The following is a 13,499-nucleotide window of genomic DNA, read 5'->3' as shown; positions in this document are numbered from 1 at the left end:
CATCTGGTGCCTATTTGGTGCTCCAGTGCTTCACCCTAAAGCTACTGCTGCAAGACCTGTCGTCATCCTGCGTGCGTCTGGCGTTTGCGCTTTTTTCAGGCCAAAAAAAACCCCGCAGGGTGGCGGGGTGGCTAACGGTAAAAACTACCAATGAGAATTTTGTGATGCGGGGAAGGGTAGTGCTATTTGACTGCCACGATCAACTGCCGTCTCCAGTTCGCCACCTGGTCAGTAGTTGCTTTGCCGCTCGACCGCATTGCCTCGAACAGGTTGAGCAGGTGGTTAATGGCTATGTCGTCATCGTCGTGGTACTCAACGACGAAAATGGGGAATCCAAGGTTGCCTGCTGCTGATATCGCTGATGCGATGATCTCTGTTCGCATCGTCTCGGAATCATCTTCATCAGCTCCGGTGAGGTTGATCCTGTGCAGCTGCAGCAGCTCGCCTCTGCGGGCCATGTCGACGATGCTGCATATGTGATCTTGGGTCGGTTGGCGAAAGGTGTTCATGCCTGCTCCTGGTTGGGACTTGCTAGCAGGTTCTCACGGAGTTTGGATAACCCAAGATCCGGCTTCGAGGGCTCACTCAGTCTTACCAACGTGCCATTCGCTGTTTGCTTTTGATCTGGCTTTTCGCTCTTGATTCCAGAGAAATTTGAAGGCTTTTCCCTTTTAAATCTTTTTAACTTGTTTTTCTCTTGTTTTTCTCTTGTTTTTAAAGAGCTGGAAGCCGCGTTGCACTAGGGCTCCAGAGGAGCAATGACTACAGATTCCGTGTAGCGTGCTACAGATTCCGACTTTGACGACTACGGATTCCGTGTCCCACGACTACAGATTCCGTGCTTGCTGCTACAGATTCCGCCTGTTATCCACAGGCCCTGTTTGCAGGCTATACGACTACAGATTCCGTGTGATGAAAATGAGCTGCATCGTGCTCCCAATATTAGCTTTCTTACTGGGTTTTTGCCGGTAAAAGTCGTCATCTTGTTGGGAAACGGGTGATCTGGCACTGGGCGGTGGCATGGGGCGGTCGTCATGTTTCGACTCTGCGCGTTCCCGATCTTGGTAAAGCTACAAATTCCGGGTCTACCATGCTCTCCATCGCTTGTGCTGCGTTATCTGGACACATGGCATCCAGATTAATAATTCACCTCTGATTAATCATATAAGCCATTGATCTATAACGAAAAACTAATTTATTGGCTCCCGCAGCGCCGGTAGGCCACGATTTCTGCCATCTGCTACAAATTCCGTGCTCTCAGATCCGCTTACGACTACAGATTCCGACTAAGCCGATTTTGCTACTGCTACAGATTCCGGGTTGAGCAGCGGCATCGACTACAAATTCCGTGTCCTGGTTTAGGCCCCATAAAACTACAAATTCCGGCCATTGGTTGTCCGAAAGCTAGATTTAGAAAGGGGAGAGGGAGCGGTCCGGGTCAACCCAACTGCTACAAATTCCGGGTTGCGATACTGTATCGACTACAAATTCCGTGTCCCCGCCTCGTAGCGCAAATTGCTACAAATTCCGTGTCAATGCTGCGGCAGCTGAGCTGATTGTGTGCAGCTTGCCCCCCATTTTTATCGACTACAGAACATTGTGCGCGTAGTTGTATGACGAGCCGTGTTCGGATAGTCTCACTCCAGCCTTAATCAGGATCTTTGCTAATGGACGCGCCAGAAATTACTGAAACAGAGTCGAGCGTTAAGGTCACCAAGCACAACGACCTGGTGTCCGCATCGTATCGCCTCACTCTGGCCGAGCAACGCCTGATCCTAGCTGCTATTGCTCAAATCGACCCCCGAAAACCTATGCCTAAGGCCAGTTCGGTGATGGCTGTCGATTACGCCCACATCTACGGCATCACGCCAGGCCAGGCCTACGAGCAGATGCAGGACGCGGCCAAAATGCTGTTCAACTCCAAGATCACCTCGATCCGTGGATCAGGTAAGAACATGGGGATTCGAGAAATCCGCTGGGTTCAGGAGTGCGAATACGTAAAAGGCGAGGGCAGGGTAGAGCTGGTGTTTTCCGATAGCGTTAGGCCCTACCTTTCTCGACTTCATAGCCATGTGACAAGTTACGACTTGTGGCGTGTTGCACGCCTGGATTCGGCTCACAGCTTCCGGCTGTTCGAGATGCTTATGCAGTTCAAGAGCACGGGTTGGGTCTACATGCGCCTAGACGAATTGCGAGAGCGTTTAGCCCTGGGCGAGTCTTACCAGCGCTTCAACAACCTGCGGCAGCGCGTAATTGACCCTGCAGTCGAAGAGCTTCGGCAAAAGGCCGGCTTGAACGTCAACGTGGACTTTATCAAGGAAGGCAAAGCGGTCACGGCCCTGCGGCTGACCTTCACAGATGCCGATGACCTGCAGCTCCTGCGCAATGACGGTTGGCCAAAGAGCCTGCAGGATGCTTTGGAAGATGCGATGGCTGAGGAGGATCTGGAGGAGGAAGCCAGCTCGGCCGAGTACCAGGATGAGCCACGCACTCAGGATCTGTTCGGATAAACCTCAATTAAATCAATAACTTGGTTTAACATAATCCCTATTATGCGAAGCCTAGGACAGGAAGGCGGCAGAAAGTCTCTAGGTTAAACGTCTACGCGATTGTGGGTGACTTTAAAAGACTGGAAATCTGTCTTTTAAAGTGGAGACTCTTGAAAATCAAGGCCATAGGGATCAGGTAGCTCGCCGCTTGCGCTGAGGTGACGCAGATTGCTTTTTAATATCTGGAACTGGCTGATGCCTCTTTCCGAGGCCCAAGGTTCCTCACCGTTTCTGTAAAGAATCACGGGCCTTGCGCAGTTCGACAGTTCGTTCGGCGACGCGCTGTTCCAACTGCTCGTTGAGCTGCAGCAACCGCAGCTGAGCCAATTTGCGCTCGGTGATATCGGCAACGAAACCCTCGACCAAACCATCTTCATCCGGTTTGAGCAGCAAGTTCATTATTACGTCGATCGCGCTACCGTCCTTGCGACGCAAGCGGGTCTCATAGCCAAACAGGCCCCGTTGATCACTAAGAATGCGGCGGATGCGGTTCAGCTCTTCCTCACCGCCGACGAATAGATGATGCGATAGATCGGTTAGCCCCCAGAGCGCGTCCGAGGGGCTGTCGTAGCCGAGCATACCTGCCAATGCGGGATTGGCCGCGCGGATGCCTTCCTGCAGGCTGGCTTGAAAGATGCCATGCACTGCATGTTCGAACAGCCATTTGTAGCGATTGCGCTCGGCTTCCAGCTCTTCGAGGCGCGCAACCAGTTCTGGATAGTGACTTTTACGAGCCGAATGCGTGCCAAGCCCAAGCAGGCCAGCGAGGATTGGTCAGGATGCAGGGGTCCTGCATAGCGTGCCGCGACAGGAAAGGGATGTCCGAAAGATTCACGCCATGCAACCCCAGCGTTTCGTTGAAACCAATGGCTTGCTTGAGCTGAACCAGATGAGCGACCAGACCATCGCGAATCTGCGCATGGGTCATGCCGCGCGTATCGATGCCGAATGTTTGCGCCACAATTTTGAAACGCTCGGGCGCAGCGCTGTAATTGAACGCCACTACATGCTCGACCAACACTGCGTTGCACAAGCCATGCGGGAGGTCGAGATAGCCGCCAAGGCTATGGGACATCGCATGCACTGCACCGAGAATCGCATTGGAAAACGCCAGCCCGGCCTGCATGCTGCCGAGCATGATTTTCTCGCGCAGCTCGATATCTGCCGGATTGGCGATCATCTGCACTAGATGACCATTGATGAGGCGCATCGCTTCCAATGCGTGCGGGTCGGTCAGCGGCCCGTTGCCGGTCGAGACGAAGGCTTCGATGGCATGCACCAGCGCATCAATGCCGGTACAGGCCGAGAGGAACGGATCCATGCTGAGGGTCGTTTCCGGATCGATCAGCGACACATCGGGTACGGCGCCCTTGCTGACGATGGAAAACTTCATCCGCTCGGTCTGGTTGGAGATGATCACGAACTGCGAAACATCTGCGGAGGTGCCGGCCGTGGTTGGGATCAGAATCAGCGGCGGGCTCGGCACGCGCAGCGTGTCGACGCCTTCGAATTCAATGATGTTGCGACCATGTGCGACCGCAATACCGATGCCCTTGGCGCAGTCCATCGGGCTGCCACCGCCTACCGCGACGATGACGTTGCAGCCTTCGTTGCGATAGACCTCAGCGCCCAGCATCACTTCCTCGGAACGAGGATTGGCCGAGACCTGGGTAAACAGATGGTAGTCAATGTCCTGGCGGGTCAGGCTTGCCTGGACGTCGCCGATCCACCCTGCGGCAACCACACCTGGGTCGGAAACCAGCAGCACCTTGCGTGCGCCAAAGTTCTTCGCGTAGTTGCCAGCACTGTGCCGACAACCCGCACCAAACACGATCTCGGGGGAAACGAATTTGCGCTGCAGACTAAGATTGGGGCTCATACAACGGCCTATAGTTATTATTTTGTTACGTTCGCCAAGCCTACTGTTTTCTACGATCAAAGCAATCCACAACGGTGCATACGGCCATGAATGCCAGCCGGCTCAGCGAAGAAGCTCCGGATAGAAGCGACATTCCCGCTCCAGCGCATCGGCCAGGTTGGTCGCCTGCCGGAAGCCGTGGCGCTCTTCTGGATAAAAACAATATTCGACTGTCACGCCTCGTTCGCGCAGAGCGGCAACCATGGACTCGGTCTGCTCGGGTAGCACCACCGCGTCTTGCCCGCCTTGAAAGAAGACCACCGGCACCCGAATCAGCCCCGCATTGAGTAACGGCGTCCGCTGCCGGTAGCGCTCGGCGTAGAGCTCTGGATCGCCTATCAGCCAATCCAGATAATCGGCTTCAAACTTGTGCGTAACCCGGCGCAACGCCAACGGATCACTGACGCCGTAGAGGCTGGCACCGCCGCTAAAATCAGCATTAGCAGCCAGTGCGCAGAGCGCGCTGTAACCGCCCGCGCTCGAACCCCGGATGAACGTTCGCGTCGGATCGATCTGGCCGTTCGTGGCGAGCGCCTGTACCGCGGCGCAGGCGTCTTCCACTTCGATCACACCCCATTCGCCTCGCAACTGCTGACGATAAGCACGCCCGAAACCGCTGCTGCCGCGGTAGTTGATATCAGCCACGGCGAAACCGCGCTGAGTCCAATATTGGATGCGCGGATCGAAGACCGGGTAGCTGGCGGACGTAGGCCCGCCATGCATGAACACCACGAGCGATGGCTGTTCTTGTGAAGGACCTTGGCACTGTGCATTGCTCGGCGGGTAGAAAAATGCGTGCGCCACCTCGCCTTGCCCGGTAGCGAAACTGAACGCCTGGGGGCACGACAACTGATCGGCCGCCAAAGGCTGTTCGCCTCCGGCGAGCATTTCGATGCAGCTGGTAACCCTGTCGATTGCTAACACGGCAGGCGTCAGGCCCGACGAGCCTGCTATGCAGTAAAAGTGTCGCTCGCCGGCAGCAAGTTGGCGGCAACGGCTGAATTCCATCGCCAGCTGGCGTTCATTACCTTGGCTGTCTTGTTCGAACAACAGTCCGTAGCCATCCATTATGCGTGTCAACAGCAAAGCGCCGTCCGCCGAGGGTAGATAGCTCACCGTTCCCAGCTGCCAGGGCGCCGGGGCATGATCACACCCAGCCGCAGCCGCGCCGGTTACCGGAACAAGGCTGTCGTCCTGCATTCTCCAAGGCTGCCACCAGCCTTCGCGGTCAGTCAGGCAATACAAGGCGCCATCCGGAGCGAAGCGCGGCTGTTGCAGCGACTCATTTCCCGCTGCGCCGGCGAGGCACCGCGGCGCTCCCCAGCGATCATTTTCGGTACGTTCGGCAATCCAGAGGCTGGTGGACGTCCAAGGTTGTTCGGGGCGTTGCCACTCGATCCAGGCAAGACGTTGGCCTGTCGCATCCAAGGTCGGTGACGAGTAAAAGTCGCTCCCCTCGATAAGTACGCTTCGGCTGCCATCAACCAGCGAAACGCTGACCAGACGATGCTCTGAGCGAGCTTCTTCGGCGGTTTCTTCCACGGCGAGAATGGCCCGCTGGCGCGTGTCGAACTGCAGATCACCGTACCGGCAAGCGTCGTCATCGGTCAGCGCGATGGGCGGCGTCGCTGCGTCCGTAGATAGGCCCTGCAGGTAGATTTGCTGATCCTGCTCGTTGACGAACGCAACCCCGGCGTCGGTCAGGCAGAAGGCACCGCCGCCGTATTCGTATACACGGCTGCGAAGCGAGAACCCGGGCGGCGTGAGGCTACGCAAGCCGCGAGCGTGCCAATACCACAACGTGGAACGCACATCGGCCGGATCGTACTGAACCCAGAACACGCCCCCATGGCCAGCGCGAAGCTCGGCAAAGTCACAACTTGCAGAGGCGGCATCTTCGGCAGTCCAGTCGCTGGGCCAGAAGCCATAGGGGATTGCGGTCTTGGTCATCCAAACGGTTCCAGTCGGTTAGGCGTCGATCGATGACCTTATACCCTGAGGATCAGCTTCGATGCCTTCTCGTTACGAAAGGTCAGCTCATCAAGCCCGCGTGGCGCTTCTTCGGCCTCGGTGCGGGCGGCAAGAATCTTGTCGTGGTGCGCAGACTTGCTGCACACCGGATCGGCATTGGCCGCATCGCCAGTGAGCATGAAAGCCTGGCAGCGGCAGCCGCCGAAGTCCTTTTCCTTCTCGCCGCAGGATTGGCAAGGCTCGGGCATCCAATCGAAACCGCGAAACTTGTTGAAGCCAAAAGAATGCTTCCAGATCTGCTCGATGCTCTGCTCGCGAACGTTAGGGAAGCTGATCGGCAGTTGACGCGCGCTGTGACAAGGTAGCGCTGTGCCGTCCGGTGTGATGTCGAGAAACAGGTTGCCCCAGCCGTTCATGCAGCCCTTGGGACGCTCTTCGTAATAATCGGGCGTGACGAAGATCAGCTTGCAGGGATGGTTTTCGGCGGCGAGTTTGTCGCGCCACTGGTTGGTGATGCGCTCGGCACGCACCAACTGATCCTTGCTTGGTAGCAGCCCGGCGCGATTGAGTTCGGCCCAGCCATAGAACTGACAGATGGCGAGCTCCACGAAGTCGGCTTCCAATTCCAGACACAGCTGGATGATGCGCTCGATGTTGTCGATGTTGTGCCGGTGGGTAACGAAGTTCAGCACCATCGGATAGCCATGCGCTTTTACCGCTCGTGCCATGGCGAGCTTCTGCGCGAAAGCCTTCTTCGAGCCGGCGAGCAGGTTGTTCACCTCCTCATCGGCGGCCTGAAAGCTGATCTGGATGTGGTCGAGCCCGGCGTCGGCGAACGAAGCGATCTTCTCTTCGGTCAGGCCGATGCCCGAGGTGATCAGATTGGTGTAATAGCCGAGGTCTCGCGCCGCTTTGATCAGCTCGGCCAGATCTTGCCGGACCAGCGGCTCACCGCCGGAAAAGCCCAGTTGCGCCGCGCCCATCTCGCGGGCCTGTCGGAACACCTCGATCCACTCGGCAGTGCTCAGCTCGTCCTTGCTGCGGGCGAAATCCAGCGGGTTCGAGCAGTACGGGCATTGCAGCGGGCAACGATAAGTCAGCTCCGCCAGCAGCCACAGCGGCGGACCGGGCTCAAAGCCGGGCTTAGCGAAGCTCGATCCAGAACCGTTCAACGGCCACCTCCAGAAACGCGACGATATCTTCCTCAATCCCTTCTGCATCCGGGAAGCGCGCCTGCAGATCGGCGACGATGGCGCCGACGGTGCGAGCCCCATCAACTTCAGCCAGTACCGCCGCGGCACTTTCGTTGAGCTTGATCATGCCTTCGGGATAAAGCAGAACGCCCTTGCTGCGACGTGGTCAACCGCGGCGCTGCTATCTACGGCGACAAGATTTACTTCGGCACCCTCGACGCTCAGGTGGTGGCGCTGAACAAGGACACCGGCAAGGTCGTCTGGAAGAAGAAATTCGGCGAGCACGGCGCGGGTTACACGATGACCGGCGCGCCCACCCTGATCAAGGATCAGAAGAGCGGGAAGGTTTTGCTAATCCACGGCAGCTCCGGCGATGAATTCGGCGTTGTCGGCAAGTTGTTCGCACGCGATCCGGACACGGGTGAAGAAGTCTGGATGCGGCCCTTCGTCGAAGGTCACGTTGGCCGACTGAACGGCAAGGAGAGCACGCCGACCGGCGACATCAAGGCGCCCTCCTGGCCGGATGACCCGAACTCACCCACCGGCAAGAAGGAAGCCTGGAGCCAGGGCGGCGGCGCTCCGTGGCAGAGCGCGAGCTTCGACGCCGAAACCAATACCATCATCGTCGGCGCGGGCAATCCGGCGCCCTGGAACGGCTGGGCACGCACCGCCGATGGCGGAGATCCGAAGGATTACGACAGCCTCTATACCTCTGGGCAGGTTGGCGTCGACGCCACCACTGGCGAAGTGAAGTGGTTCTACCAGCACACACCGAACGATGCCTGGGACTTCTCCGGCAACAATGAGCTGGTCCTGTTCGATTACAAGAACAAAGATGGCAAGACCGTCAAAGCCACGGCCCACGCCGACCGCAACGGCTTTTTCTATGTGGTCAACCGCGAGGACGGCAAACTGCAGAACGCCTTCCCTTCGTCGACAACATCACCTGGGCCAGCCACATCGACCTGAAGACCGGGCGGCCGGTGGAGAACGAGGGCCAGCGCCCGCCGAAGCCTGAGCCCGGCGAGGCGCACGGCAAATCAGTGGAAGTCTCACCGCCCTTCCTCGGCGGCAAGAACTGGAACCCCATGGCTTACAGCCAGGATACTGGCCTGTTCTACGTTCCCGCCAACCATTGGAAAGAGGACTACTGGACCGAGGAGGTCAGCTACAAGAAAGGCAACGCTTACCTCGGCCAAGGCTTCCGCATCAAGCGCATGTATGACGATCACGTCGGGATTCTGCGTGCCATGGACCCCACCACCGGCAAGGTCGCCTGGGAGCACAAGGAACCGCTGCCGCTCTGGGCCGGCGTCCTCGCCACCAAGGGCAACCTAGTGTTCACCGGTACAGGTGATGGCTACCTGAAGGCCTTCAACGCGAAAACCGGCGAGGAGCTCTGGAAATTCCAGACCGGTAGCGGAATCATCGCGCCGCCGATCACCTGGGAACAGGACGGCGAGCAGTTCATTGGCGTGACCGTTGGCTACGGCGGCGCTGTGCCGCTGTGGGGCGGCGACATGGCTGTGCTGACCAAGCCGGTTGCTCAAGGCGGCTCGTTCTGGGCGTTTCGAATCCCTAGTTGGGAAAACCAGACCGCCAAACGATAAGACGCCGGCTGTGCTCGATGAGCGAGCACAGCCGCACACGGAACAGCTGGCGGGACATGAACTGGATTGGCCTACAGAGTTGGCGCTCTCCTGGCCTGACGGTCCTCGCCTGAGCCGGCTGCTCTTTCTTCACCTATCGAACATGGGAACCGCCATGAACATATCCCGCTATCTGCTGCCCATCGCAGTGATCCTCAGCGCGCCGCTGCACGCTGACGACCAGCCGCCCACCATCAATGGCTGTGTCATCCAGCCAGAAAGCAAATGTGCCAACGCCGATCTTCGCGGCGCCGACCTGAGCAACCAGGACATGCGCAAGATGGATCTGACCGGCGCCGATCTCACCGGGGCCAACCTGAGGCATGCCAATCTCGACCTGGCCAATCTGGAGAAGGCCAACTTGACCGGCGCCACCCTCACCCGCGCCAGTCTTCAACAAGCCAACCTGCGCGTTGGTGGCCATTCAGGGTTGGGGACTGTTCGCGCAGGCCGCGCGATTCAATGGGGCCAACCTGACTGCGGCCAATCTCGAATTCGCTCGTTTGAGCGGTGCGAAGTTGCATGGTGCCAACCTCACCGCCGCCAACCTGGAAATGACCTGGCTAAGCAAGGCCGACCTCGACCATGCGAATCTGACCGACGCTAATTTGCAGGAAGGCAAGCTCAACGATGCCAATCTCGGCAACGCGACCCTGACTGGCGCACGCCGACACTATGCAACCTTTCAAGGCAGCAATATGGACGGTTGCTTCGATTGCCCAGTGGACTGGGAGAAGTAATACGACGGGTGCATCGAACCAGCGCGCCATGCGCTTTAATGGCAGGTGCGCGCCCGTTCCCAGGGCGACGATTCAGCGGCTTGAAGTGGAGGCCCTATCGATATCCGCATTCCCCAGTTGACCGACCTCGAGCGCCTGCCCCGCTTCGACGGTCTCGCCCTCGACCGTATCGTCACGCCGTCGACGCCCGAGGAATTCGCCCAGGCCGTCGACGACATCCTGACCTTTGCACAGATCGGGTTCGATACCGAATCCAAACCCACCTTCACAGTAGGCGAGCTGTCCAGCGGGCCTCACCTCATTCAGTTCGCAACGCCAACAAAAGCCTATCTTTTTCAGATCGGAATACCCGGTTGCGTCGAGGCCGCTAAGCGGGTGCTGGAGACGGACCAAGTATTGAAAGTCGGATTCGGTCTGGCGTCCGATCGCAGCCGTCTACGCACCCGGTTGGGGATCGAATTGCGGCACAGCGTCGATCTTGGTTCGGCGCTGAGATATCACGGCAAGAAGGGTCAGGTCGGGCTTCGCGGTGCGGTGGCGGCGGTACTGGGTGCCGGTATAAGCAAGTCACGCAGCGTGTCGACTTCCAACTGGGCTAACAAAAATCTGGCCGAAGCGCAGCAGCGTTATGCCGCCAACGATGCCTATGCCGCGCTGATGGTATTTCTTGCATTGGATGCGCAGTCGCGAGCGTTGCTACTGGATCGAGTGATATGAGGCTCGGCCTGGACGACGGACCGTCCGGCCTGAAATGCATACTCAACGAAGGATTGCCGGGTTCCTTTCGCCATCCCTGCCCCAACGTCTATCCGGCGCTGGATGTCCTTTCGCACGTTGTGTTGCAGCTTGAACCGAGATCTGGCTGACCTCTCCGCGACTGCTGAGAGGTCCGGCCAATGATTTTATCGTCGACACGCACCTCCCTGTGCCGTCGTTTTTTACGCTTACAACGCATCCCAAACGTAACGTACGCCCAACCAGCCAGCACGCGGCGCACCGGGCGCGATGAACTGCTCGTGGCGCCACTCCTCCGGGTCGGTTTCGAAGGCATTGCCAGCGCCTACGAAAGGGTTTTCGGCCAAGGCGCCGCTCGTGGCATAGCGCTTGTCGAACAGGTTGTCGACCCGACCGAACAGAGTCCAGTCACGAGCGAAGCGGTAATCGGCACTCAGATTGACCACCGCATAACCCGGCAGTGTGCCGCTGCCCTCGACCTCGTCGTTGGACTGATGACGATTGTTCTCATTGCCCCGCACATACTGCTCGGAATACGCCAGCACAGTTGTACCGATACGAAGCCGATCGTTCAGATTCCAGTCCAAGCCGAGCTTGAGGTTGTGTTTCGGCAACCCTGGCAGGTAGTCGCCACGGGAGATGTAAATCTCGTCATCCGGGCAGCCGCCCTCGCCCTCGGTGCTGTTGTTCTCGGCCAGGATGCATGCAGAGGACTGTAACGTGGCGTGCAAGTAGGTGTAATCCACCCGCCAATCGACCGGCCCTTGCTCGCCGGCCAGGCCCAGCTCGATACCTTGGCGCCTTGTGCGGCCGAAGTTGGTGAAGTAACCCTTGCTACCACCGGTTCCGACGAACAGCAGATCATCGTGGTTAAGGCTGCGGAAGGCCGTGACGTTCCATTCGGTGCCGCTGGCCAGCTGGCCGCGCACGCCAAATTCCAGGGTGCGAGTGACGACCTGTTCCAGGAATGGATCGGCGGCCATGGCGTTGGGCAGGCTGCAGGGATTTTCCGGATCGGCACAACCCAGTTCGATCGGCGTCGGCGCCCGATTGCCTTGGGAGTAACCTCCGTAGAGGGTCACCGCGGGCTGTAACTGCCAGGCGAACCCCAGCGCCGGGTTCAGCTTGCGATAGGTGAAATCGCCATTGAGGTCATCTCCCATGCGATCGGTGTTGACTACCCGGGTGCGGTTGTAGCGTAGCGAGCCGGTCAGCTGCAGCGCGTCGGTTAGCGACCATGTGTCGGTGGCGTAGAGACTGGAAGTGCGGGTGCGACCCAACAGGCTATTGGCTGGGTCTTCGGCCTCGGTGGCAAGAATGCCGCGCTTATCGGTCAGCTCACCGCCTTGCTCGCTCTGGTGAAAGCTAGCGCGGGTGTTGTCGTGGGACAGGCCAAAGGCGAACTGGTGGGCCCCGGCATGACGGGACCACTGCAGGGCCAGGCCGTAGGCGCGCTGGCTAGTACGGGTGCGGTTCAGCACGCCGGTTTCCGGACCCTCGCCGGCCAGGAAGCCGTCGTCTTCCCACTCTTCATATTCGTCTTCGTACTCATCGTTTCCGTCACCGTTAAGGGTCGCTGTGCGGGTGCGCCGCAAATAGACGGTGCCGGACAGCCGGTCGCTATCGCTCAGCCAGTGACTGCCGGAAAACGCCATTAGGTGGCTACGGTTCTCAGTCTGGTCGGGATAGGTAAAAATCGCGTCGCGGTCCTGCTCATGCATGCTTTCGGGATCAGTCCGTTACCAATCAGATCGTTGTCAGCATGAGCCAGCGTCAGGGCCAGGTCCGTGCTGTCTGTGGTCCAGGCGAATTTGCCGAACAGCTGGCCTACCTCAGACGGCGAATGGTCGCGCCAGCCGTCTTCATCCATCCCTTCGGCCGCCAAGTACCAGGAAAACTCCTCATGTTGGCCGCCATGCTCCACTGAGCCACCGTAGCGGCCAAAGGAGCCGCCGTAGAGTTGCGCCGCGCCGCCAGGATGAGTGTCGCCCCGCTTGGTTTCCAGCGCCAGGGCGCCGCCGAGTGTGTTGAGGCCGTACAGTGGGTTGGAGCCAGGCACCAGAGCCGCCCCAGCGATGGCGGTCTGGGGAATAAGGTCCCAGTGCACCACGTCGCCGAACGCTTCATTGATGCGCACGCCGTCGAGAAACACCGATAGGCCTTGGGCCGTGCCCAGTAGCGGCGAAGCGGTGAAGCCCCGGTAATTCAGGTCTGCCTGATAGGGGTTGCCCTGGGTCTCGTTGAGGTTGACGCTCGGCAGACCGCGCTGCAGTTTTCTGCCAGAGACTGCCCTCCCAGCTTGCGCAGGCGCTCGTCGTCCAGGGTTTGAATGTTGGCCGGAACCCGATCCTTCGGCAGATCGATGCCGGGCAGCGGAGTCGTGGCGACAACCTCATCACTCTTGAGCTCGAGTGGCTCCTCAGCCTGGGCGAAACCAGGCAACAAGCCGGCAACGGCGAGCGAAAGCAGCGTGCGACGGGGCGTCCAGCTGCGGCAGATCTGATATTGCATGGGCATTCCTTGTTCTTGTTTGGCGGATCGTGCCGGGGCGGGTTTGCGGGCGACTCTCCATGCTGGCCGATGTCGGCTGGCAAACTGCCAGAACTGATTATCGAGAGCTTCCGCGCACCGCCGACAGGGAAAAATTCCCGGTGCTGCCGGGAATTTTTCCCGACCCCGTGGCGATTGGTCTTACTACCGCCGGAGTAATCCGGAACGAAGGCCTTCGAACCAGATGCTCGATG

Annotated in this window: 9 protein-coding genes and 4 pseudogenes; 4 read left to right on the top strand and 9 right to left on the bottom strand. The window is 58.8% G+C overall.

Features of this window, described 5'->3' with window-relative positions:
• Window positions 1-182 precede the first annotated feature (182 nt).
• Complete coding sequence (locus tag ACEPAJ_RS00575; protein WP_069900646.1) at window positions 183-509, bottom strand: hypothetical protein; 327 nt, start codon at window positions 507-509, stop codon at window positions 183-185.
• A 1,158-nt stretch (window positions 510-1,667) separates the two neighbouring features.
• On the opposite strand from ACEPAJ_RS00575, the gene ACEPAJ_RS00570 reads away from it, so the two are divergent.
• Window positions 1,668-2,510: a replication initiation protein gene (locus tag ACEPAJ_RS00570; protein WP_069900647.1), complete on the top strand. Its 843-nt coding sequence runs from the start codon at window positions 1,668-1,670 to the stop codon at window positions 2,508-2,510.
• A gap of 270 nt (window positions 2,511-2,780) precedes the next feature.
• On the opposite strand, the pseudogene ACEPAJ_RS00565 reads toward ACEPAJ_RS00570, so the two are convergent.
• The 5 genes and pseudogenes from ACEPAJ_RS00565 to pqqD all read right to left on the bottom strand — a co-directional run.
• Window positions 2,781-3,320 (bottom strand): annotated as a pseudogene (locus ACEPAJ_RS00565) (PAS domain-containing protein); the annotation flags it as partial.
• Window positions 3,277-4,428, bottom strand: coding sequence for an alcohol dehydrogenase-like regulatory protein ErcA (gene ercA, locus ACEPAJ_RS00560; protein ID WP_425912913.1), 1,152 nt, complete (start codon window positions 4,426-4,428; stop codon window positions 3,277-3,279). The pseudogene ACEPAJ_RS00565 and the gene ercA, both read right to left, overlap by 44 nt.
• A 102-nt stretch (window positions 4,429-4,530) precedes the next feature.
• Window positions 4,531-6,417, bottom strand: coding sequence for an alpha/beta hydrolase family protein (locus ACEPAJ_RS00555; protein ID WP_127839264.1), 1,887 nt, complete (start codon window positions 6,415-6,417; stop codon window positions 4,531-4,533).
• Window positions 6,418-6,455: 38 nt separating this feature from the next.
• A complete protein-coding gene (gene pqqE, locus ACEPAJ_RS00550) occupies window positions 6,456-7,610 on the bottom strand; it encodes a pyrroloquinoline quinone biosynthesis protein PqqE (protein WP_148924243.1) in 1,155 nt (384 codons plus the stop codon).
• Window positions 7,582-7,782: pseudogene (gene pqqD / locus ACEPAJ_RS00545) on the bottom strand (pyrroloquinoline quinone biosynthesis peptide chaperone PqqD); the annotation flags it as partial. The pseudogene pqqD and the gene pqqE, both read right to left, overlap by 29 nt.
• Here pqqD and exaA point away from each other — a divergent pair.
• The 3 genes and pseudogenes from exaA to ACEPAJ_RS00530 form a co-directional block, all read left to right on the top strand.
• Window positions 7,779-9,241 (top strand): annotated as a pseudogene (exaA, locus tag ACEPAJ_RS00540) (quinoprotein ethanol dehydrogenase); the annotation flags it as partial. The pseudogenes pqqD and exaA overlap by 4 nt on opposite strands.
• A 154-nt stretch (window positions 9,242-9,395) precedes the next feature.
• Window positions 9,396-10,020, top strand: a pseudogene (locus ACEPAJ_RS00535) (pentapeptide repeat-containing protein).
• A gap of 117 nt (window positions 10,021-10,137) precedes the next feature.
• A complete protein-coding gene (locus ACEPAJ_RS00530; protein ID WP_178114095.1) occupies window positions 10,138-10,737 on the top strand; it encodes a 3'-5' exonuclease in 600 nt (199 codons plus the stop codon).
• Between the two features lie 227 nt (window positions 10,738-10,964).
• On the opposite strand, the gene ACEPAJ_RS00525 is transcribed toward ACEPAJ_RS00530, so the two are convergent.
• Genes ACEPAJ_RS00525 through ACEPAJ_RS00515 form a run of 3 tightly spaced genes read right to left on the bottom strand, consistent with a single transcriptional unit; the run spans window position 10,965 to window position 13,266 of the window.
• A complete protein-coding gene (locus ACEPAJ_RS00525; RefSeq protein ID WP_425912911.1) occupies window positions 10,965-12,476 on the bottom strand; it encodes a TonB-dependent receptor domain-containing protein in 1,512 nt (503 codons plus the stop codon).
• Entirely contained in the window at window positions 12,410-13,015 is a 606-nt protein-coding gene (locus ACEPAJ_RS00520) for a TonB-dependent receptor plug domain-containing protein (protein WP_425912957.1), read from the bottom strand. Before ACEPAJ_RS00520 ends, ACEPAJ_RS00525 begins: the two co-directional genes overlap by 67 nt.
• Window positions 12,961-13,266: a hypothetical protein gene (locus tag ACEPAJ_RS00515; RefSeq protein ID WP_425912909.1), complete on the bottom strand. Its 306-nt coding sequence runs from the start codon at window positions 13,264-13,266 to the stop codon at window positions 12,961-12,963. Before ACEPAJ_RS00515 ends, ACEPAJ_RS00520 begins: the two co-directional genes overlap by 55 nt.
• Between the last annotated feature and the right edge of the window lie 233 nt (window positions 13,267-13,499).

Origin of the sequence: Pseudomonas sp. GWSMS-1 (assembly GCF_049847425.1) — a bacterium.
GTDB lineage: Bacteria > Pseudomonadota > Gammaproteobacteria > Pseudomonadales > Pseudomonadaceae > Aquipseudomonas.
The sequence above is the reverse complement of the archived record's forward strand: the minus strand, read 5'-3'. Positions and strand labels throughout refer to the sequence as shown.